The sequence below is a fragment of the Vibrio sp. 2-1-2a genome, from assembly GCF_032648565.1.
Classification (GTDB): Bacteria; Pseudomonadota; Gammaproteobacteria; order Enterobacterales; family Vibrionaceae; genus Vibrio; species Vibrio diabolicus.
Genome location: NZ_WBOH01000006.1, coordinates 121,921 through 144,605, shown reverse-complemented (window position 1 = coordinate 144,605; position 22,685 = coordinate 121,921). Strand labels below are relative to the sequence as shown.

The 22,685-nt window shown below is 43.7% G+C and carries 20 protein-coding genes; 5 read left to right on the top strand and 15 right to left on the bottom strand.

What is annotated here, in order from left to right; translation table 11 throughout:
- From F7Y48_RS17045 to malK, 10 genes are all read right to left on the bottom strand, one after another.
- A complete protein-coding gene (locus F7Y48_RS17045; protein WP_104973054.1) occupies positions 1–1,032 on the bottom strand; it encodes a glycosyltransferase family 4 protein in 1,032 nt (343 codons plus the stop codon).
- Positions 1,029–1,862: a putative capsular polysaccharide synthesis family protein gene (locus F7Y48_RS17040; protein WP_258504871.1), complete on the bottom strand. Its 834-nt coding sequence runs from the start codon at positions 1,860–1,862 to the stop codon at positions 1,029–1,031. The genes F7Y48_RS17045 and F7Y48_RS17040 overlap by 4 nt, the downstream gene beginning before the upstream one ends.
- Positions 1,863–1,877: 15 nt before the next feature.
- The gene (locus tag F7Y48_RS17035; RefSeq protein ID WP_316685206.1) at positions 1,878–3,101 is read right to left on the bottom strand and encodes an O-antigen ligase family protein; all 1,224 of its coding nucleotides are present in this window, start codon (positions 3,099–3,101) and stop codon (positions 1,878–1,880) included.
- On the bottom strand, positions 3,079–4,125 hold the full coding sequence (locus tag F7Y48_RS17030) for a glycosyltransferase (protein WP_226421379.1): 1,047 nt from the start codon (positions 4,123–4,125) through the stop codon (positions 3,079–3,081). The genes F7Y48_RS17035 and F7Y48_RS17030 overlap by 23 nt, the downstream gene beginning before the upstream one ends.
- The gene (locus F7Y48_RS17025) at positions 4,103–4,927 is read right to left on the bottom strand and encodes a putative capsular polysaccharide synthesis family protein (RefSeq protein WP_316685107.1); all 825 of its coding nucleotides are present in this window, start codon (positions 4,925–4,927) and stop codon (positions 4,103–4,105) included. The genes F7Y48_RS17030 and F7Y48_RS17025 overlap by 23 nt, the downstream gene beginning before the upstream one ends.
- Complete coding sequence (locus F7Y48_RS17020; RefSeq protein WP_316685106.1) at positions 4,905–7,085, bottom strand: polysaccharide biosynthesis tyrosine autokinase; 2,181 nt, start codon at positions 7,083–7,085, stop codon at positions 4,905–4,907. The genes F7Y48_RS17025 and F7Y48_RS17020 overlap by 23 nt, the downstream gene beginning before the upstream one ends.
- Positions 7,086–7,100: 15 nt before the next feature.
- Positions 7,101–7,634, bottom strand: a complete 534-nt coding sequence (locus F7Y48_RS17015) for a polysaccharide biosynthesis/export family protein (RefSeq protein ID WP_145472145.1) — start codon at positions 7,632–7,634, stop codon at positions 7,101–7,103.
- A gap of 12 nt (positions 7,635–7,646) precedes the next feature.
- On the bottom strand, positions 7,647–8,852 hold the full coding sequence (locus tag F7Y48_RS17010) for an outer membrane beta-barrel protein (RefSeq protein WP_316685105.1): 1,206 nt from the start codon (positions 8,850–8,852) through the stop codon (positions 7,647–7,649).
- A gap of 10 nt (positions 8,853–8,862) precedes the next feature.
- The gene (locus F7Y48_RS17005; RefSeq protein WP_316685104.1) at positions 8,863–10,263 is read right to left on the bottom strand and encodes an undecaprenyl-phosphate glucose phosphotransferase; all 1,401 of its coding nucleotides are present in this window, start codon (positions 10,261–10,263) and stop codon (positions 8,863–8,865) included.
- Positions 10,264–10,687: 424 nt separating this feature from the next.
- The gene (gene malK / locus F7Y48_RS17000; RefSeq protein ID WP_005375271.1) at positions 10,688–11,806 is read right to left on the bottom strand and encodes a maltose/maltodextrin ABC transporter ATP-binding protein MalK; all 1,119 of its coding nucleotides are present in this window, start codon (positions 11,804–11,806) and stop codon (positions 10,688–10,690) included.
- Between the two features lie 672 nt (positions 11,807–12,478).
- Here malK and malE point away from each other — a divergent pair.
- The 3 genes from malE to malG all read left to right on the top strand — a co-directional run bounded on the left by malE (position 12,479) and on the right by malG (position 16,214).
- Positions 12,479–13,657, top strand: coding sequence for a maltose/maltodextrin ABC transporter substrate-binding protein MalE (gene malE / locus F7Y48_RS16995; protein ID WP_005375272.1), 1,179 nt, complete (start codon positions 12,479–12,481; stop codon positions 13,655–13,657).
- 79 nt (positions 13,658–13,736) lie between these two features.
- Positions 13,737–15,311 carry a maltose ABC transporter permease MalF gene (gene malF / locus F7Y48_RS16990; protein ID WP_031780258.1) on the top strand — a complete coding sequence of 525 codons (1,575 nt, stop codon included), beginning with the start codon at positions 13,737–13,739 and terminating at the stop codon, positions 15,309–15,311.
- 12 nt (positions 15,312–15,323) lie between these two features.
- Positions 15,324–16,214, top strand: a complete 891-nt coding sequence (gene malG, locus F7Y48_RS16985) for a maltose ABC transporter permease MalG (RefSeq protein ID WP_005375275.1) — start codon at positions 15,324–15,326, stop codon at positions 16,212–16,214.
- 362 nt (positions 16,215–16,576) lie between these two features.
- On the opposite strand, the gene F7Y48_RS16980 is transcribed toward malG, so the two are convergent.
- The 3 genes from F7Y48_RS16980 to F7Y48_RS16970 all read right to left on the bottom strand — a co-directional run bounded on the left by F7Y48_RS16980 (position 16,577) and on the right by F7Y48_RS16970 (position 18,530).
- Positions 16,577–16,822, bottom strand: a complete 246-nt coding sequence (locus F7Y48_RS16980) for a hypothetical protein (protein WP_005375277.1) — start codon at positions 16,820–16,822, stop codon at positions 16,577–16,579.
- A gap of 171 nt (positions 16,823–16,993) precedes the next feature.
- The gene (locus tag F7Y48_RS16975; RefSeq protein WP_005392490.1) at positions 16,994–17,479 is read right to left on the bottom strand and encodes an acyl-CoA thioesterase; all 486 of its coding nucleotides are present in this window, start codon (positions 17,477–17,479) and stop codon (positions 16,994–16,996) included.
- A 145-nt stretch (positions 17,480–17,624) separates the two neighbouring features.
- Positions 17,625–18,530, bottom strand: coding sequence for a DMT family transporter (locus F7Y48_RS16970; protein WP_316685103.1), 906 nt, complete (start codon positions 18,528–18,530; stop codon positions 17,625–17,627).
- Between the two features lie 98 nt (positions 18,531–18,628).
- Between F7Y48_RS16970 and F7Y48_RS16965 the strand changes: the two genes are divergently transcribed.
- Positions 18,629–19,417, top strand: a complete 789-nt coding sequence (locus tag F7Y48_RS16965) for an AraC family transcriptional regulator (RefSeq protein ID WP_005375282.1) — start codon at positions 18,629–18,631, stop codon at positions 19,415–19,417.
- On the opposite strand, the gene F7Y48_RS16960 is transcribed toward F7Y48_RS16965, so the two are convergent.
- Positions 19,412–20,329, bottom strand: a complete 918-nt coding sequence (locus tag F7Y48_RS16960; RefSeq protein ID WP_316685102.1) for a M14 family metallocarboxypeptidase — start codon at positions 20,327–20,329, stop codon at positions 19,412–19,414. The two genes, F7Y48_RS16965 and F7Y48_RS16960, sit on opposite strands and share 6 nt — an antisense overlap.
- A 172-nt stretch (positions 20,330–20,501) precedes the next feature.
- Here F7Y48_RS16960 and F7Y48_RS16955 point away from each other — a divergent pair, with 172 nt between their 5' ends.
- Entirely contained in the window at positions 20,502–21,407 is a 906-nt protein-coding gene (locus F7Y48_RS16955) for a DUF808 domain-containing protein (RefSeq protein ID WP_005392495.1), read from the top strand.
- Positions 21,408–21,505: 98 nt separating this feature from the next.
- Here the strand turns inward: F7Y48_RS16955 and pyrC are convergent, their stop codons facing one another.
- Positions 21,506–22,534, bottom strand: coding sequence for a dihydroorotase (gene pyrC, locus F7Y48_RS16950; protein WP_046873770.1), 1,029 nt, complete (start codon positions 22,532–22,534; stop codon positions 21,506–21,508).
- Between the last annotated feature and the right edge of the window lie 151 nt (positions 22,535–22,685).

The window sequence follows — 22,685 nt, the reverse complement described above, 5'->3', positions numbered from 1 at the left end:
TTAACCGTAAATATTATTGAGTGCGAGGCGCTGTTTTTCTTCACTGAAGGCGTCGTTTAACGCTGTTGTATATTGGCAAAAATCAATTTCATCATAATGATTGACACAGTGCGCGATCTGCTTGGCCATTTCTTCAGGTGTTAGCGCTAAAAATGGGTAGTTTAGATCTTGGGTCGCGCCGATAGTTCGAATCACCATAGGAAGATGTAATTTGGCTGCTTCTAGAATAGTTAACGGCATCCCTTCCCATGCTGCAGTATGTAAGTAAAGGTCTGAACCCTTGAGCTTTTTAACCACTTCATCACGAGGCAACATGCCAGTCACATCCACATTTTCTGTACGCAATTTTTGTTCGAGTGTGTGGTCACCGCCACCTATCCAAGTGATATCTAATGGGCGGTTAAGCGCATATCGATTAAGGTGTTGCAATGTGTTGATGAGAAATTGCGGATCCTTTTGGGGCGCGACACGACCAAGCACAACAAGTCGCAGCGCTTCTTGTCTGTTTCGCAATAAACGCTCTTCACTTTGATAGGACACGTAGTTGTTGAGCAGTTCAGCACGTTTCGCGCCAATACTAATCGCCAAGTCACATTCTCGTTGGCTACAGCCTGCCACCACATCAATTTTGCTTAGTTTTACTTTCTCTAGCGCTCTATAGAGCTGGCGCGCGAATTCGGAGATATCTTCACGTTCGAAAGCATAACAGTGCGGCGTATAAACCAAGCGCGCCTTGCCAAGTTTTAGAAATCGCCCGAGAAATCCCGCTTTACTCGAGTGCAAATGCACAACGTCAGGCGTAAGTGATGCAATCATGTGGTTTGCATCGCGAACAAATTGAAGTAAGCCGCCTTCCACCCATTTGGTCTGTGTGAAAATATGATGGTTGTTCTCATTGGTTAAGTCGTTTTCTCGAGCTCTGGCTAGCAAGAAATGTTGATAGGGTTCGTCTCGAGAGGAGTGAGCATAACTATAGAGGGCGGTTTGAACGCCACCTCCGAAGGCTTCTGTAATATGGAGCACTTTTTTCATGATGATTTTGTTCCTGGTGTCTGTATCCATTTATGCTTGAAAGCATCACGTTCTTGTTCTGAATAAACGTGGCGATATAAGGGAAGATCGTACATATAGAACAGCTTTGAAAAGTCGTAGTGATGCTTAAAGTGCTGGTGGATATTGGAGTACCACTTGTTTTTCGCTTCATTGCTGTTTTTCAGCACGAAGTCTTGCAGCCCGAGAAACTCGCCAATTTCTTTATCGAGAGAGCTGAGCTTTTCGCATTTGATTAGCATGACGTTGGCTTGCTCGTTCTTGAATGTGAAGAAAGGTTGAGTGTTGTCCAATTCTTGACGCATCACATCGATATTGAAGTTACGTTTTAACTCGTTGTCGAACCAGTTCGCAAAATAGTTGAGATTGATATAGTTATCGAAACAATGTTCGAGGTGCTGATACGTGACTGCCATATCTCGGTGAATTGCATCATTCTTTTTGCCTTCGATAAATTGCAAATGGAGGTCTTGAAAGAAACGAGAAAAGACTGTTGCGATTGGATCACGGACCAGTGTGACGATTTTGATCTGTTCGCGTTTTTGTAAGATACGTTTTCGTTGCTTGAGCACTAAGCGATAGAGCGCACGGTTTTTGAAATCGAAAAATTTACTCACGTCTTTTTTATTGTGATACATGTGAAATTCTTCGTGATCATCAAAGGTGTGGATGTGATAGCTCGGGATATTTCTTTCTCCCAGCGTGTGCTCAATTGACGATGAGCCAACTTTGCCCATTTGGTAAACTAAAACAAAATTGTCAGCTTGGAGTTCTCGGTTCTTTTCAAATTGTCGAGAGATTGAATACTTCATCTATCCTATCCTTGATTATTCAAATTCGTGGTGATGGTTTACCGGAAAAGTATGAGCAATGGTGTTGACCGTTGACTCGCGGCTCATGCTTATCATGACGGGTAATAAGAGTATTAAAATGATGGTGGTATTTACCGCAACGAAGAACACCATGATGAGGGCGTATATCGCGAGTAAGAGGCTTTTCCTGTTGTCATTGAGACTACGGAAGCAAAAGCGAATAAAAAGAAAATAACCACCAAATAATAGGGCGATACCGAGCAACCCGTATTCAATTGCGGTATCTAACACAAAGTTGTGGGTGTAGATCGCCAGCTCATCATAGTTAAAGTAACTGATCATAAAGTTGGGCAGCATCTTCGCGCCGACACCTAACACCGGGTGTTGAAGTAAAATATCTAGCCCATTGGCAAGTAAGAGTTTTCTATGAAGGTTCGACACCCAGCGAGCTTCACTTTGGTTGGCAAATAAGACGTCTTCTTGGGTTATTTCCAATGTGTCTGCTAACGTTTCAAACCCAACATAGAGTGTAGTTGCGACGGCAGTGAACACCATAAAGCTTAAGGCCAATAAAATGGTCCACGTATACGTTTCATTAAGCGATTTTCTCATCAGGTTTTTTACGAGCAGCTGGTCAAAGAAGAAAAGCAGACAAAAACCAAGTAGTGCTTTTCTTTCTTGCGACAACACCAGTAATACCAAAGCAACGAGCATTAAAAGGTGGAAAGCGCGAACTTTATCCCGATAAAGGTATAGTAGTGAGCAAAGTACACCGAACCCGTATTTACTCACTCCGAGTAACTTAAACCCGCTTTGATATCCCTGAGCAAAGTGCCATAAGGCAACGAGCGTGCAGATCAAAAACAGCAGGTAAGTGAAATAAACCATAACCCTTTCATCATCAAACACGCCATAGGCGTACATTAGGCTAAGCAAGCAGAGAATCGCCAGCCATTGCACGGTTTCTATAACTAGCGGCATTAAGGGGACGCGATTTAGCAGGCCATTTAAGAACACATACCCAGTGAACAATACGAGGAACCCCATACAGGGATGCATGAGTTTTTCAGCTTTTCCTTCCAATACCACTAATGCAGTAAAACCAATGGACAAAAGGCTTGCGATGTCTGATGGTGCTAGTGCTATTCCTCCAGCACGAAACTTCATAGGAATAAAGAACAATGTTAGTAAGCACGCAGCTATTATCGGAGTGTGGTTATTTATCGGTACAGAGTTCATCATAAATTTTGTAATAGCTATTCCTAAAATTATTCAAAGTAAACTGGCTACAACGTTCGACAAAAAAACAGGAAGCAGCTTCATAGGAATTTTTATTACCCACTATGTGAAGTATTTTTTTAATTAAATCATCGACTTGACCTTGTTTAAATAAATAAGTTTTATCTCCGATTACTTCATTTAGTCCGGGGACATCCGAGCCTAGAACTGGTAACCCTTCAGCCATGGCCTCTACAGCCGCAAGACCAAAACCTTCTACTTTTGAAGATTGTACATAAAGATCTAGACTAGACAGGAAGCGAGGAATATCTGAGGTGATACCATACCAATGGATACGATGATCGCAGTTTAAATCTTTTGCTTTTTTTCTAAGAACTTGTTTTTTTTCTCCGTCTCCAGCCAGGTGAAGGTGGTAGTTTTCTGGTAATTTAGCTATTGCACATATTAATGTTTCGTGGTCCTTATAGTGATGAAGCCTACCAACCATTCCTATATTTATAACTCTTTTTTTTTCTAGTTCCTTATATAATTTGGGTTGTCTAGAGAATCTATGAAGATCTACACCATTGAATATTACTTCATAGCGGTCTTTGTATGTAGGTATAAATTTAACTAATGCTTCTTGAACCTTGTGAGTAATGCAAATAGTTTTGTCATTATTCATATAAAGAAGGTGCTCCATAAACTTCAATAACGGATAGTCCCTGCGTCGGTTAGTTGTATTATGTTCTGTTTGTATTCTCCTTTTCCCAAAGGAAAATAGAGCGAGGTATATAGAAGGAAATAAATGACTATGTACTAAATCGGGCCATTGAAGTATTTTCCATTTTTCAATTAGAGACAATGACTTCCAAACATAGCACTTCACTTCACTTTCTTTCAGTTTGTCCTCGAAATCATTGTCTGGATTAAGAATGAGAACTCGTATTTTATATTGAGGCATATGTTGGACTACTAGATCTACAAGAAAGCGCTGCGCTCCACCATTACTCGATAAATCATTAATTATATGTAGTATTTTCATTTAAATATTTGTCCTTGAGTGATAGGATTTCAGAGTTTGAAAAGAAATGTTGTGCTAATTTTGATGAGAACATTTCTTCAACGTACTCGGGTGTAGGTTGAAATTGCGTTTTGAATTCTTTCATTAGTGGCGAGTACCATTTGTTGTCTGACTGATTTTCATAAACGACATCCACGGGGTAACCTAAAAAGCCTTCGATTGCGGAGTTAGCCTGCTTTAGCTTGTCACTTCGAATTACCAACAGTGAAAAGTTATTGTTATGGTATGTCTGATAGCCTACTTCGTGATTAAAAGGTTCGTTAAACACATCAATCCCTGTTAGTTGTTTGATTTCGTTGTCAAACCACTGCAGCGCATATTGATGATTCATGTGCTTATCAAATGCCTCTTGGAGTAATTGCGGTCGTTCGGTACGTATTGCGCTGTCATCTTTTAGATATTTGTCCGCCATCCAAAACGGAAGTGCTTGAAAGAACATTGAGACATTTCGTCCGATCGGTTCACGTACCAGCGAGATAATTCGAACTTTTTTCTTGCGCTTTAACATACGGCTCATCGCTATGCGCTTGAGTCGTCGCTTTAACGCATTGATCTGAGGTTTATGCAATTGCGCTCTTACAGGGGATATCTGTTTTTGCGCATCGACAGTCATAAGATCGTGCAAGTGAATCGAGTTAGGAATGGAATGTTCTAATGCACTCGAACCTACTTTGCCCATTTGATAGATCAATACCGGTTGTTCTTGGCTTTTCAACGTTTGGTACCAAGATGCGTTTGAGTTAGTAGGCGTATTTCTGGACATAAAGCGTTTCTCCTTCCTTAGTCTTGGCTTGTGTGATTAAGACGCCAAGAGATGGAACTGAGTGTTGTATTTGTTTAGATAACGCAAGGTTAACCAGTGATGATTTTGTCGATTCTGAGCGAATGACGGTAATCAGACCATTGGCATACTGACCAAGAATAAGTGCATCACTCACTGACAGTAGGGGCGGTGTATCGATAATGATCCGGTCATACTTATTTTGAAAATGTTCGAGCAACTTTTTAAAGCGTTCAGAAGCTAGCAGTTCCTGTGGGTTTGGCGGAATTAGGCCTGCCGGTAATACATCTAAGTTGGCTTCTTCTATATGTGTAACACAATCTTTGATTGGCGTATCCATAGTCAGGATATGCGTTAAGCCTGGGCTTGATTCAGCAATACCAAACCGTTTTGCGATGGAAGGTCGGCGTAAATCGCAGTCGATGATCAATACCTTTTCCATTTTTGAAAACGACACCGCCATATTGATACTGGTCGATGTTTTTCCTTCTTCTGGAATGGCAGAAGTAAAGGGCAATATCTTTTGCTTCGTGTTGGTTAGTCTGAGCAGAAGCGAGGTTCTGACGGAGCGGCAAGCTTCACTAAATAGCTTTTCTTCATCATCTAAATACGCGGTATAACTGACGCCGTTTTTACGCAAGTTGCGTTTTTTGACCATAGGAATCACACCTAAACACGTAACACCAAGTTTTTCCTGCACATCGGCTGTGCTTCGGATAACTTCTCGCATCGTTTCTAAGATGATGATCAGAGCGCAAGCAATGGCAAAGCCAAAAAAGGTGGCAATCAGTACCAGTTTGATTCGTTGCGGTGCTACCGGAAATAGAGGGATGATGGCTTTGTCAGTAAAACGCGCAGTGACATTTTTGTAGTCGCTGGTGGCGTTGGTCTCTTTCTCACGATTTAAGAACGCTTCATAGAGTGCCTTATTGGATTCAACCTCGCGTTTTAACTGTTCATAACGCGCTTTTTGTGACCCTAACGATTGGAAGTCAGACTTTTTGTTATCGAGTTCTGCTCGAAGCATGTCCTCTTGCGCCTTTGCAGCAAGAAGGTCTTGTTGCTTGCTGAAGGAAATGTCACGAATGAGTTGCTGGGTTCTTGCTTGAATTTCAGAAAGCTGCGCTTTCGCCTGAATCATTCGGTCATGCTTGGGGCCGTAGCGCTGTGCCAGCTCAGAGAGATTTTTGGCTGCTTGGGCTTCTGATAATTTTAGGTCGCGGATCTGCGCTTGATTAGCGAATTCATCAATTGACAGCAAGCTGTCTAAACTTTGTGAAGATTTACGTCTTAACAGTTGGATTAACGTCTGTGCTTCAATACGCTTATTAACAGCGACATTCAGCTTGCGAGTGAGTTCTTCTAGCTCATTTGCGTAAATTTCATCAATACCGTTTATATCGATCAACCCTTCTTTTAACAAGAACTCTTGCAGCGCTTGCTCAGAGTTACGTAATCGCTCCTCCAATTTTTGTGAGTTATTTGTCAACCAAGTAGCCGCATTTTGTGTAACGACCAATTTGGCTTCAAAATTTGCGTCAATGTAGGCTTGGCCGACAGCGTTAGCGATTGTCGTAGCAAGCTTAGGATCGGTAGAACGAAAGCGAATTCTGACTAATTGGGTGTTACGTACTGGCTCAATATCGAGTTTACTTCTGAAAGCTTGAAGCGCTTGATAATAGGACTCTGAAAACTGGGCAGTTTCTTTTGGGCTTGGTGCCACATTCAGTAGGTCTTGAACAAAAGGGATCGACTTTATTTGGTCGATCTTTTGATTTAATCCACCTGAGCGTGTGAACTCCGGTAGTTGAGTTAGGTTCAGCTCTCTAATGACCTTATCTGCGATATGATTCGATTTTAAAATAGCGATTTGCGTTTGAAAGTACTCTTTTTTTGTCGTGTCGACGCCATATACTTCCTCGATTGAAAGGGCGCTTTTTTGTTCTTCTTGGATGAGTAGCGTTGCTGTAGCTTGGTATATCGATGCTTTGGAGTAGATATACCAAGTACAAGTTAATGAAAACAGAAGCGTGAAAGCTGCGATGCTTAGCCAATTCTTTTTAATCGCTTTGAAGTGATGACCAAAACGAATCAGTTCTACTTTGTTCATCTGGAGATTATTTGGATGAGTCCCGTTCATTTGATTCCCTGTCACTTAAAAGAAGCTCTGGTCAATAAATACAATGTCACCAGGTTCCACGTTGCGGTGCATACTGACCCCTTCCATCGTTTGACCCGTTTTATGTTTGGTGAGGTTAATGCCTTTGCGTGAGGCTCGGTCGGTCAAGCCACCAGCTAAAGCGATGGCCTTTTCGATAGTTAATCCTGGTCGATATTCAAATCCACCTGGTTTCCTGACTTCGCCATTGACATAAAACAGACGAAAGTTATTGATAGTGACCATCACTTTTGGGTTGATGAGATAATCGCCTTTTAAACCCGTTTCTATTTCGTACTTGAGTTGTTTCGGTGTTTTTTTGATTGCTTTGATTCGGCCAAGGTAGGGGTAATCAAAATAGCCATCTGACGTTATTAGAATATTTTTAATCGTAAGATCTTCTTCACCGTAGACCTGCACGGAAATGGTATCGCCCGTGTCGAGTAAGTAATCTTCCTCGTTTGAGTCAGCGTTGACCAAAGTGCTAAATAGCAACAACGCTACACTCATGAATGTGATGAATGCCTTCATTAATAATCCTTGTTACAGAGAAAACTGTGCGCTTAAAGTCCAAATGTTCTGTTCGAAGCTATAACCTAGTCGGTTAGAGGTTTTATCTTGGTATTGCCAGTCGGCTTGCAGCTGTACCCAGCGTTTAATTTGATAATCGATACCAAAAGATAGGGTGTAGCGATCGTCGTTTCTGGTGATCCCCGTATAGTCATCTTGTTGATAAATAGCACCTAAGCGAGTTGCAAGGTAACTATTCCAATCGTGCTTGAGGTTCAGTCGATAACGAGTTTGTAGGTTGTAATCGCCATCTTGATCTGGGTTAACTGCCGCTTGAGTGGTTTTCACGCTGACTAGAGTTTGTTCTTGAGGCAGCCATTCAAAGCCGATATCCCAACTGAAGCCTTTAAATGTCTCTCGTTGAGCGCTGTCAAAATCTTTGATTTGATAACCGAGTCGAGCGATGCCTTTGGTTTTTCCTGTGACTTCCCATTCGGCACCGGTGTAATAGAAACTGGTGACGTTATCTTTGGAAGGAAGAGCAGAATTTCTGTGTTGATAGTCGGTTACTAGTTGTTTTGTCCCAACCAACCAATAGGTTCTTGGCGTCGCCCTTAAATAGAATTCCAAGTGTGCATTGGGGGCTCGAAAATCGTTGTATTTTGTTTTAGCATTTGTGCGCCCAGGCAAGCCGTCACGGTAGTTTTGATAGGTTTTATCACTGTAGCCTAAACCGAATTCGAGTCTGCCTTTTGCACCGTTAGAGCCAAAGACATAATTGGTTTTGATATCGTTACGGTTGAACTCAATTGGTGAGTCTATTGCGCTACCATTACCTTCGGTAATGTCTTCCCCTCTAATTTCATGCTGGGCGCGAAAACGATAATCAACCACTAAACGATGACGATGATTGAACTCAAAGAAGTTGGAAAACTGAAAGGTATGATCGTCGAAGTCGTTGCGGTCATCGGATGAAAAACCTGCTTTCAACTTGTATAAAATATCTGCGCGATAGCGATTCCTTTCTATACGTGCTAATAAGCTTGGCTCTATACCCCAAATATTGACCGATTCTACATTGCCGGATTCCTCCGCTTTGTTGATGTTGTCATCGCCCTCGTAGAAAGTTCTTACGAGGGGAATAAACTCAATGCCAGACTCGGTTTGGTAAGCCATCGGTTCTGCGAGTAAGCCAGTTGAAAACAGACTCAATGCTATTGCCATTGTCAGTTTCTTCATAATCTCAACCTTAGTAAACGTTAGCACCAGTGAACCCTTTGAAAACGGTCATGAAGATGATTTTGATGTCCATCCAAACCGACCAGTGGTGGATGTAATCCAAATCAAACTCGACTCTCTTTTCCATTTTTTCTAAGGTGTCTGTTTCGCCGCGATAGCCATTAATTTGCGCCCAGCCAGTAATGCCCGGTTTTACTTTGTGACGTAGCATGTAGCGGTCAACAATCTGGCGATACTCTTCATTGTGCGCCACGGCGTGAGGGCGTGGACCAACAATAGACATGGTCCCTTGCAGTACATTGATAAATTGAGGCAGTTCGTCCAAAGAGGTGCGACGCAGAAAACCACCAAAAGGCGTAATGCGTGGGTCGTTCTTTGTCGCCTGTTTCACGTGAGGGCCTTGATCCATAGTGGTCATTGAACGGAATTTCCAGACTTCAATCTTGCGTCCATCGAGGCCGTAACGATGCTGTTTAAAAATGACCGGACCTTTAGAGGTCAGCTTAATGCCAATCGCAATGGCGAGCAGGACTGGAGAGATCAAGGCTAAAATAATGCTCGAAAACAAAATGTCTTCAAGCCGTTTTACCCAGGAAGAAATTCCAGCAAATGGCGTATCAAATACGCTGAGCGTTTGAACTTGGCCGATTTGCGCCCAACGAGAATGCAAAAGGTTATAGGTAAAGAAGTCGGGAATCAGATACGTATTTGCGGTGGTGTCTGAGAATTGGTTAAGAAGCGATGCAATACGTTCTTTTGCGTGCATTGGCATTGCGATATAGACGTAATCCACTTCCCCTTTCTTGGCTCGCTCAAGAGCGTGGTCAACTGCCCCTTTAATAGGGTAAGCAGAATTTGGCAATCTGTCGGAAGAACGCTCATCGTAAAAGCCATCAAAAAGTACACCGTGTTCAGTGTGGTTTTGAATTTCGTTAGCAAGGGTAATGCCGTGAGGAGTTTGGCCGATGATGATCGCAGTACGAGTGTTGAATCCTTTTTTTCTTAAATAGGCTAATCCGGTACGGAATGTCACTCGCCATGCCAAAAGTAGAGCGGGCGTAATCGCAAACCACAATGCCAGAATAGTGTTATCAAATAAGTCATAGACTTCCGAAAAATACAGAACAATAAAGATAAGCGCGGAAGTTACTGCCCAGGCCACACAGACAATAATCATCTGCTCTTTAAACGAACTGGTTCGCCAAGAGCGGTACAGGTTGCCGCTTTCTGCCATAAATAGAAAGGAGATGCCTCCAACAAAAGCCAGTATGACGTAATCTTTCCCCATCGCAGTATTCATGTCTTTGAACACTAAAAGCAGCATAAAAGAGACGATGACAGCAAGATCTGAGATGCGATATAAAAAAGCGAACTCCATCTCGTGAGAGCGGATAAGTCCTTTTTGTTTCATGACTCAGTTTCCTTTCTTACACGCTACCGCCCTTGGGTGTCTCCCCCAATTGCCGTGTCGTGAGCGTTATTAGTAGTTGGTGAACAGAGCATTCTGTTGAATGCTTCTGAGTTTTTTGTCACGTGTAATTTCGTTGATAAGTGTAAAAATTTGCGTTGTTGAGGTAAGTGGAAATAAGAATGAAATTTAGACCTTTGGCTAAGTTTGGCGGGTTAGGAAAAAGCTGGTACTTACTCATGAGGGATGAGGAAAAGTATTAAAAATGAAGTATCAGTACAAAGACAATGGTTTATGTGAAGGTAGAAGAAACGGGTGATCTTATTGGTTAACGATTAATGATTTAGTATCGAATTACTTATATTTATTAGGATAAAAAAAATCCCTCTCAAGTGAGAGGGATTTTTTGTGAGTAAGGACGAATGAATTATTCGACTTCTACGCCGTTTTCTTTGTATAGGCGGCGGCATGCACGACCATCACTGTGGAACAGGTGACAACGGTGTGCTGGAATACCAATCTCGATTTTATCGCCGGTATCGACTGCGAGCGTGTCAGGCTGACGGAAAATAACGTCGGCGTCTGCGCCTTCTAGGTTTAGGTATACTTGAGTTTCGTTACCTAGCTTCTCTACAATCATCACTTCACCGTGAATGCTTGCATCAGCTTCAGAAGCGGATAATAGGTGCTCAGGGCGAATGCCTAAAGACATGCGGTCGCCACGGTTAACAGTTGTGCCATCCACTGGAATCCAGAAAGATACGCCATTAGATAGTTGAACTTTGACGCGCTCTGCTTCTACTTCATCAATGAATACGCTCATGAAGTTCATTTTCGGAGAGCCGATAAAGCCTGCTACAAAGCGGTTTTGTGGGTAATGGTAAAGCTCAAGCGGCTTACCAACTTGCGATACATAACCGCCGTCTAGTACAACGATTTTATCTGCCATTGTCATTGCTTCTACCTGATCGTGCGTTACGTAGATCATGGTACAACCAAGTTGACGTTGTAGCTTAGTGATTTGCGCACGCATGTTTACACGCAGTGCGGCATCCAAGTTTGATAGTGGTTCATCCAGAAGGAATACATTAGGTTGCGATACCAGTGTTCGACCGATAGCCACACGTTGACGCTGACCACCTGAAAGCGCTTTTGGTTGGCGTTCAAGTAAGTGACCCAGTTGTAGAATTTCTGCAGCCTGTTCAACACGTTTGTCGATTTCTGCTTTGTCTGCTTTTGCTAATTTTAAGCCAAATGACATGTTGTCATATAAGTTAAGGTGTGGGTAAAGAGCGTAAGACTGGAATACCATACCAACACCACGTTTGGATGGTTCGACGTCATTCATGCGCTGGTCACCAATATACAAATCACCTGAAGTAATGTCTTCAAGACCGGCAATACAACGTAAAAGGGTAGATTTACCACAACCTGATGGACCTACGAAAACAACAAATTCACCTTCGTTGATTGTTAGGTCTACGTTCTTAGAAATCAGTACGTCGCCATACGCTTTACAAACATTTTTTAACGTGACACTCGCCATGTAGCTCGTCCTCGATCAATTTTTTATTATTCACCGCTCATCATTATATGAATTATCTAGCGAGCAGTAACAGTAGGAATCGGTAAGTTATTGCGGTTGGTAAGAAAAGTAGGGTAGCACTTCAATAAAATGTCCTGAATAGAAGTGCTACCCATCATAGCCAAGTACGAGTTTCTCTCCCCCACATTATTCGTGTTGTCTCCCCCGTGAAATAATTACCACAAACAACACCAATAATGACATTCCACTCGTCTGGCAATGCAAAACCAGCAAATCTTTTTCCTAATACGTAGGCACTGCTGGGAAAGGGTTCTTACCATCCACTCTTGGATGACTGAAGTTTGTAAGATTGTGCGAGGTGCGACATCCTCCTAATAGAAATAATTGTAGGGGGAGTAGGTAGGGAGGAGTAAAAAAGGAGGAGGAATAAAGCAGTTGGTCGGAAATCACATTATTGCACCACCTAAAGTTGAAACCGATCACAGGAAGTATCCGTTTTGTGATTTGAGTCTCTTACCCTTGGCGATTTAGATCACGAAAATACGTCATAATTGTAAGGGCGTAGGGATTAGGAGGATGAGACATATTGGATTATTTCAGATGATATATGTCGAAATACGGCTGAACCTCAATGGACTAGCCCTACATCAAAAATATAAAAAGGATACGAACATGAAAAAGTTAAGCGCTGTAGCACTAGGTACTCTTGTTGCTTTGGGTTCTTTTGGTGCTAATGCTGCCATCGAAGAAGGACAACTTACTATCTGGATCAACGGCGACAAAGGTTACAACGGCCTTGCTGAAGTTGGTAAAAAATTCGAAGAAGACACTGGCATTAAAGTGACAGTGGCTCACCCAGATGGCCTTCAAGACAAATTCCCTCAAACTGCAGCGACTGGTGACGGTCCTGACATCGTATTCTGGGCTCACGACCGTTTCGGTGGTTACGCAGAAGCTGGCCTGCTAGCAGAAATTAAACCTTCTAAGAACATTCAAGAAGGTATTGTTGATTTCGCTTGGGATGCAGTACGTTACGACGGCAAATTGATCGGCTACCCAGTTGCGGTTGAGTCTCTATCTCTAATCTACAACAAAGACCTAGTTCCAAACCCACCGAAGTCTTGGGAAGAAGTTGCAGCGCTAGATGCAAAACTTAAAAAAGACGGCAAGTCTGCAATCATGTGGAACCTAAAAGAACCGTACTTCACTTGGCCACTAATGGCTGCTGATGGCGGCTACGCGTTCAAATACACTTCTGAAGGTTACGATGTTAAAGACGCTGGTATCGCGAAAGAAGGCGTTAAAGACGCAATGAGCTTCGTAAAAGGCTTGGTAGACAAAGGCGTAATTTCTGCAGATATGGACTACTCAGTATCTGAGTCTGCATTCAACCAAGGCAAGACAGCGATGACGATCAACGGTCCATGGTCTTGGGGCAACATCGAGAAGTCTGGCGTTAACTACGGCGTGACTACGCTACCTAAGTTCCAAGGTCAATCTTCTAAGCCATTCGTTGGTGTTCTAACGGCTGGTATCAGCACTGCGTCTCCAAACAAAGACCTAGCGGTTGAGTTCATTGAGAACTACCTACTAACAAACGACGGCCTACGTATGGTTAACAACGATAAGCCTCTAGGTGCGGTAGCGCTTAACTCGTTCCAACGTGAACTAGATTCAGATACTCGTATTGCTGCGACAATGGACAACGCGATGAACGGCGAAATTATGCCAAACATTCCTCAAATGAACGCATTCTGGGGCGCGGCTAAGAACGCAATCATCAACGTAGTTGATGGTCGTCAAACTGTCGATGCAGCATTGGCAGACGCAGAAAAACAAATGACTAAATAATTAAGTAAGACCTTTTTAAGGAGGGGGCAACTCCTCCTTACTTTTCTATATTTATTCTATATTCGCTAGCAGGTTCCCTATGCAGTCAGTTCAAGGTACAAATGCTATGACAGCACCAGAAGCCAGCCTTCCGAGCAGCAAAAAAGTGTTCATGAAATGGTCACTTTTAGGCACAGTCGGCATTATCAATGGCTACGCAACAATCCTTATGTATTCACGCGGTGAGATTGCGTTTGCACTACTTACGATCATTCTTACCGCTTTAGCGTTGTTCATCTTTGGTAGTAAAAAGACGTACGCACACCGTTACATCTACCCTGGTATCGCAGGGATGATCCTTTTCATTCTTTTCCCTCTGGCGTACACCATAGGTTTGGCGTTTACCAACTACAGCGCGAAAAACCAACTCTCTTTTGATCGTGCGCAGAGCGTACTTTTGGACAGAACTTATCAAAGTGGTGATAGCTACCCGTTCACTTTATATAAAACGGATCAAGGACATCAGCTTGTGGTTGAAAAAGATGGGGAGCTACTTGCTACGCCCACTTTTCAACTAGATAGCCTTTCAGCATCGGATCTTGACCTGTCGCCAATTGAAGAAGCTACGGGCGAGAAAGAATCAATCAAGACGATTGTTAAGAGCCGTAATACGTTGAGCAGTGTTGATTTGCATCTGCCGAGCGGTGAAGACATCCGCATGAGCGGGTTACGTAAGTTTGCGGCAGTTGTGCCTTTGTACACGCTGCAAGAAGACGGCGAAACGCTTTACAACAATCGTACTGAAGAGACGTTACGTCCAAATATGGAAGTAGGTTACTACCAACCTGTCGATGAAAACGGTCAGTTTGTTGGTAGCACAGTGTCTCCTGGCTTTGTGGTGAACATTGGCACACACAACTTTGAGCGTGTGTGGAAAGATGATGGCATCAAAGAGCCGTTTATCAGTATCTTTATCTGGACGATTGTGTTCTCAGCACTCACCGTACTATTTACGCTTGTAATTGGTCTTGTTCTAGCAAGTGTTGTTCAGTGGGAAGCATTAAAAGGCCGCTCGGTTTACCGACTCTTACTGATTCTGCCTTATGCGGTACCGGCGTTTATTTCTATCTTGATCTTTAAAGGTTTGTTTAACCAAAGCTTTGGTGAGATCAACATGCTTCTGGAAGGTTTGTTCGGTATTAGCCCTGCTTGGTTCTCAGACCCGTTCATGGCGAAAACCATGATCCTGATTGTGAACACGTGGCTTGGTTTCCCTTACATGATGATTCTATGTATGGGTCTACTAAAAGCGATTCCTGATGATTTATATGAAGCGTCAGCAATTGATGGTGCGAACTTTATTACTAACTTTACTCGTATCACGCTACCAATGATGTTGAAGCCGTTAACACCACTGTTGATTGCGAGCTTTGCCTTCAACTTCAACAACTTCGTGCTTATCCAGTTGTTGACAGGCGGTGGTCCAAACATGATTGGTACGTCAGAACCTGCGGGTTACACAGACCTATTGGTAAGTTACACCTACCGAATCGCATTCGAAGGTGCGGGCGGTCAAGACTTCGGTCTAGCAAGTGCAGTAGCAACACTTATCTTCCTATTGGTTGGCGCATTGGCACTTATCAACCTACGCGTAACTAAAGTAGCTCAGGACTAAGGAGAGATTACAATGGCAATGGTACAAGGTAAGTCATTAAAGTATCGTGTTTGGGCTACTCATATTGCGATGTGGGCATTCTTGGCACTGATTATTTTCCCTTTACTGATGATCATCGCGATTTCATTCCGTGAAGGTAACTTTGCAACGGGTAGTCTGATCCCAGACAACCCAACGCTTGATCACTGGAAATTGGCATTAGGTTTCTCGGTGACTAACCCAGACGGTACAGTTACACCGCCACCATTCCCAGTCATGACATGGCTGTGGAACTCAGTAAAAGTGGGTGGTATTTCTGCAATCCTAATCGTGGCGCTATCAACCACATCAGCTTATGCGTTTGCTCGTATGAAGTTCAAAGGTAAGAACACCATCCTAAAAGCGATGATGATCTTCCAAATGTTCCCAGCGGTATTGGCATTAGTTGCTCTATACGCGTTGTTCGACAAATTGGGTCAGTACATTCCATTCCTTGGCCTGAACACGCACGGCGGTCTGATATTCGCTTACTTAGGGGGTATCGCCCTGCACGTTTGGACGATTAAAGGCTACTTCGAAAGTATTGACTCTTCGTTAGAAGAAGCGGCGGCACTGGATGGTGCGACACCATGGCAAGCATTCCGTTTGGTATTGCTTCCATTGTCTGTGCCAATCCTAGCGGTAGTATTCATCTTGTCGTTCATCATGGTAATTGGTGAAGTTCCTGTAGCATCACTACTACTTTCTGATGTAGACTCGTACACACTTGCAGTGGGTATGCAGCAATACCTATATCCACAAAACTACTTGTGGGGTGACTTTGCTGCAGCTGCTGTACTTTCAGCAGTGCCAATCACTGCCGTATTCTTACTTGCTCAACGCTGGTTGGTTGGTGGTCTAACCGCTGGTGGTGTGAAAGGATAATCTCTTGTGGTCTGAGATTGATAAGAATAACTAGAAAAGGGCGACCACATGGTCGCCCTTATACGTAGCACGGATATTACAATTTTGGTTTGGCCGCCGATCAGTAATATCTTGGCTTTTATTGGCGTTACGCATAGCTGGCTGTTAGCTTAGTTCCTTACGATTCAATCACTAACAGTTTTTGTAACCATAACCTGAGTTTTGACTCAGGTTTTTTTATACCTGTTAAATACAGTTGTTCAATAAGCAGGTAAAGATTAGCGGCTTTGCAATGGATTACACAGGGCTAGGAGAATGCCCTGCGTAGCACTTCACATAAATAACCTGAGTTCAGGTATCAGTAAAATTGAGGTAGGTAAGGATTAAAACTCTCGACTGGAGGGGGCACATCCAACGTATTGAAGCAGCGTGTATAAGCTTTCTTGCTGTAGTGCGACGCGACGAAATAAATTTGCAAAGGTGACATCACCGCCAAAGCAGGTTTGAATGTAATGGTTAATTTCTGTTTCGTTATACCCCTCGACGTACATGGTTCTTACCCACTGGTACTCGACCGCTTTTAAATTGGTCAACGTCTCTTCACTTAAGGTCGTTTCTTTTAGTCTCAAGATCCAAACTCTATCCAACTCCAAAATAGTGGAAGGATTTAAGCAAAGCTAGGTGAAGGATTTATGACAGAGGAGGCCGAGTGTGAAGCAAATGGCAAAACCATGATGTTGCTCCACACTCTGGTTATAAGTAACGTTGAGGTAGTCAATAGCGTTCTTAACGGATGTAGGTTACTTGAGATACTTTACGTGCGCTTCCATCTCTTCCCCGATTTCTTTGCGCATGTTCATAAGGCGGATAGCGGATTGTTCCAAGGCTTTATCTTCATCAGACTCTGGAACCCATTTCGGCACGTCGGTTGGTTTTCCGTTCTCATCTACAGCAACCATAATAACGATACAGTGGGTGGTGAGTCTGTTTTTCATTTGTTTTGGGTCACTGGCTTGCACGTCAATCGCGATGTGCATTGAGCTTCGTCCGGTATAAATGACTTTCGCGCTAACTTCGACTAAGTTGCCGACATGAATCGGCGCAACAAAACGAATACCACCTGCGTATGCAGTAATGCAATATTTGCCACTCCACGCTGCAGAGCAGGCGTAGGCTGCTAAGTCGATCCATTTCATTACGGCACCGCCGTGCACTTTTCCGCCGAAATTGACGTCACTGGGTTCTGCTAAAAAGCGAAGGGTAATGTCTCTTTGACCACTGCTCATCTGTCTTTCCTTGGTGAGTTATTGTTTTCCCAATTTAGCAGCAAGATGAATTTTCGGGAATAGCGAATGAAACAAAATATTAACTTTTATTCGAACGCTGGAAGTGACAAGCCACAGCGTAGTTCTGTGGCTTGGGGAACTGGGATTAATTGGCAGTGGAGGCAATCTCTGAATTGGGCAATGGCTTTCTGTGTTGTATTTTTATTTGCGACAGGATAACGCCAGAGATGACTAACAGCCCGCCAATAATGTGGTAAGCGTAAATTTTCTCACCAATCAACGTGGAAGCAAGTACGACAGAAACCACGGGCATTAAGTTCATGAACATAGCACTTGAATCAGCGCCAATTGAATCAATCGCTTTCACCCACATTAACGGCGCAAAAATGGAAGCCGCAATGCCAGCATAGGCGATTAATGGTAGCGCGTCTTGGCTTGGTAACAGTTGCTCACTAGAGAGCCAAAGTGGTGTAAGCATCACAACCGAGAAGAAGCCTTGCATGTAAACCAGAGTCAAACTACTGAAAGGCATCTTCCAGCGTTTTAGCAGCACGCAATAAGCCGCGTATACCATGGCTGCAATCAGCATAAGGCTATCACCTTGGGTCATATCTTGATGTAAAAAGTAGGTGATATCACCATGACCAAGCATAAACGCCAAGCCGCCGAGCGAAATCACACCACCGACGATACTTAACATTGATATAGATTTACCTAGCAATGGAACACTTAAAAACACACTGATCAAAGGAACCAAAGAGGTAATCAGTGCCATGTTGGAAGCCGTTGTCGTTAAACCAGCGTAGTAGCCAAGTGATTGGTTGAGCACCATGCCAAGTAACGCAAGAAATGCCAGCTTAGTTAAGTAAGGTCGAATAATGTGTCGTTGTTTGATGATCGCCGGCAGACAAAATGGAGTTAGAAGTACCATTGCGACAAACCAACGATAGAAACTCATCGCACTTGGTTCAATGGCGCTTGCTGCCATCTTATTCACAATTGAGTTACCACCCCAAATCATAACGGTGAAAAACGGAAGTAAATAAATCATGAGAACCCTATAGCACAATTATTGATGGCGCTAGTCTGGCAGGTCTTTATAATAAAAAGTATCTCTTAAAAGACATCGTAAGCGATAGGAAGACAATTTTGAAAAAGAGCGCCAGAAATCTTCATCCCTCATTATCAATCGACCGCGCACCATCGGATGTATTTATGAATTTTGAAGCCTTTCTCTCTAATACAGAAACGCGAATTCATAGCCATCCTTGGGGGCAAGTGCAGCTGATCAGCGGTGGGATCCTAGAGATGGATGCAGAAGATACAAGATTTCTAGCGCCTCCGCATCTTGCAATTTGGGTTCCCGCCGGAATCCGTCACACGAGCTACAACCGTAAGCCAATCGAATATTGTTCTTTGAATATTGCCCCTGAATTGACGGCGCATTTCCCAACTAAAACGAGCTTGATCAAAGTGACTCCAATCGTGTCATCGATTATTGAGGACTTTCGTCAGCGAGACATTAACGTGGCGCAAACTGATGAAGACAAGCGATTGGTACAAGTGTTATTGGACCAGCTCGCAAAGCAAGAAGTGGAACACCACTTTTTGCCAACGACCGATAACAAGTATCTTGAACCGATCTTAAAAGCAGTAGAAGAATCGCCGACGGATGAGATCAGTTTGGCGGAGTGGGCGGAAAAAGTGCATACCACAGAACGCACGTTGGCGAGACACTGTCAGAGTGAGTTGGGCATGAGCTTTACTGAGTGGCGTTTACGTGTACGCTATTTGCATTCTATGGAGTTGCTGCGTAAAGGGCAGACCGTGAAAGAAGTCGCGCTAACGTTAGGTTATAACCAAGCCAGCCCTTTTATCGCGATGTTCAAGAAATACTCCGGCATGACACCGGAGCAATATAAGAACCGCTTATTATAACTGAGCCAGAACGTAATTCAGACCACCGACCACGGCTGCAACTTGCGCATCGTTGCACTCTTCGTCGGTCACTGTTGGGCTGTCTGGGTACACTTCCGTTGTCGTGCCGTAAACGCAATTTGTTACGCCGCCACACAGACCCAGCTTCACCATTGGGTAGTTGATAACGCCAAACTGTACGACTGGTGAACCAATGATTTCGCCATTTTCATCTGCAGGTGCAATGTGAGTCACTTTCGCAACCGATTCAATCACCGCTTTTTGAAACTCGGGTTGAGGGTTTTCACTATCTCCAACTGTGTAAAAACCGTCTGGGATCATGCCCTCGATGTACTCAATGCCATCACGAGCGGCAAGCGCAGGACGGAACTCTGTTTCATCGGAGTCTGTCGTTTCATGTAGATCAATGTGCATTAACACATCGCCTAAAGTTGCAACGAGCTTCATGAGGTTAGCGGACTCTTCGGCAGGGCTGTCTTCATAGAAAGAGCGGTTTGGATCAATCGCGTTTGGATTCCAGCGGTTGATCACCTCGTAACCCCAAGGGCTCACGCAAGGTGCAACGACAATATTGAAATGCTCTGCGTAGCGCTCTGCTTCTGTTTCTACAAACTTTAAAGCGCCATGTACACCGCTGGTTTCATAACCGTGTACGCCGCCTGTGACCAAAACAACAGGCTTCGTTGAATCCCAGTTGCGAGTTTTGATACAAAACAGAGGGAAACGTGCCTCGTTGTATGAGAGCGCACCGTATTGTTCAACATCAAAACACTCGCGTAGGGCATCGATTTTACTGACGACTTCATCTTGGTAGCTACGTTTTACTTCTTGCGTTGCTAACCAAGCTTTACGTTCCTCTTCGCTCCAAGGTTGGCCAGGGGTACCGATTGGGTAAATGTATCCACTTTTCATCTATACTTTTTCTTTTGACTGCTGAAAGGTACCACAAGACTAGACCTGTCTTATCTTAACGGCAATATAAAACACCATTTGGGATAGTATTCTTTGCAAAATCATCACTTTGATGAGTGATTTATTGGTGTTACATTTTGTTACTTACTCAATTTCATATAAGAGACAAAAAATGGCTGGAGCAAGTTTACTCACACTGTTGGATGATATTGCCACGGTACTCGACGATGTCGCCTTAATGTCGAAAATGGCGGCAAAGAAAACCGCAGGTGTGTTGGGTGATGACCTAGCGTTAAACGCTCAACAAGTGTCTGGTGTTGCATCTGAGCGAGAAATTCCAGTGGTTTGGGCGGTTGCGAAAGGCTCGTTCAAAAACAAATTGATTTTAGTTCCTTCAGCATTGCTAATTAGCGCGATTATTCCATGGCTTATCATGCCACTATTGCTAATTGGCGGCTTGTTTCTCTGCTTTGAAGGGGCAGAAAAGGTGCTTGAGAAAGTATTCCCTCACTCCCATCCGCACGAAGAAAAAGAAGAGTTAGTTAATACTGGCGAGTCGATAGAAGAGTATGAAAAACGCAAAGTTGCTGGTGCGATTCGAACGGACTTTATTCTTTCAGCGGAAATCATTGTGATTGCGTTGGGTACCGTGACTGGGGCGAGCCTTGTGACGCAAATCTTAGTGGTGAGCTTAATTGCAGTCATCATGACCATTGGTGTTTATGGCTTAGTAGCAGGCATCGTGAAATTGGATGACTTGGGCTTCTACCTTGAAATTCGCTCAAAAGGTAAGGGCTGGATGGCGAAAGTCGGCAGTGCTTTAGTTGCTTTTGCACCAAAGCTGATGAAGTTGTTAACTATTGTGGGAACTGCCGCGATGTTTTTAGTCGGCGGGGGGATTGTAGTGCACAACGTACCTGCCATTCATCACTTTGTAGAGCCGATTATTATGAACTTTAGTGGTCATTCGGTTGCTACAGCGATTCTGCCTATTTTGCTCAACGGCATTATCGGCTTTGTGGCGGGGTTGATTGTGGTTGCTGTGTGGGCTGCTGTAGAAAAAATTCGCGGCCACTAGTAATCACAGCCCAAAGCAAGACAAGAACAACAAGGGTCATGACTTCTTTTCACAGAAAGGCATGACCCTCTTTTATGGATGGAACGTCAGTAAAGTGGTTACTTCACTTTCCACTCAATTTGTTCATTTGCTCGAATAGGCACAACGATATCATTGCCAAATGGCATCGTTTCCGGCACATCCCAAGCGGATTTTTCTAACGTTACCGTATCTGTGTTGCGCGCAATGCCGTAAAAATCAGGACCATTGAAGCTTGCAAACGCTTCCAAGTTTTCCAGCTTGCCTTCATTCTCGAATACTTCTGCATAAAGCTCTAGCGCTGCGTGTGCAGTGTAAGAACCAGCACAACCGCAAGCGGACTCTTTTGCCCCTTTCGCATGTGGTGCCGAGTCTGTACCTAGGAAAAACTTCTTGCTACCACTAGTTGCTGCTTCGATCAGCGCTTGCTGGTGGGTGCTGCGCTTAAGAATTGGCAAACAGTAGAAATGAGGTTTAATACCACCCACAAGCATATGGTTACGGTTGAAAAGAAGATGGTGAGCAGTGATGGTAGCAGCTACGTTATCTGAGGCGTTATTAACGAAGTTTGCTGCGTCGGCGGTAGTGATGTGTTCTAGAACGATTTTAAGATTAGGGAAGTCATTGACGATAGGAGCGAGGACAGTATCAAGGAATTCTTTCTCTCGGTCGAAGATATCAACATCGTGATGTGTTACTTCGCCATGAACCAGAAGTAACATTCCGACTTCTTCCATTGCTTCGAGAACGTGGTAAATGTTCTTCGCATTGGTCACACCGGAATCTGAGTTTGTGGTAGCGCCTGCAGGATAAAGCTTGGCAGCAACAATGTTTCCGGTGGCTTTAGCCTTACGTATTTCATCTGGTGTGGTGTTGTCTGTGAGGTAAAGCGCCATCAAAGGTTCAAACTGTTCGCCATGTTGCTCTTTTAGAATTCGGTCACGGTAGGCTAGGGCGAGCTCAGTTGTAGTAACTGGTGGGACGGTATTTGGCATGATCAGCGCACGGCCATTGTAGCGGCTGATGTCGCGAACGGTGTCTTTAAGAACTTCCCCATCGCGTAAGTGAACGTGCCAGTCGTCAGGACGAGTGATTGTCAGTGTTGTCATTAATTGCTCCCACCATTGAAAAGTTGTCTGATTGGAGCCCAAGCGCCGTATTTGCTTTTGAGCAAACGCTTGCGCTTAGGCGACAGGATGATAGAGGAATTGCCCTCACATTTCATCCCATTTTTCACTTTTCTACAGAGTGAGAGTGTAA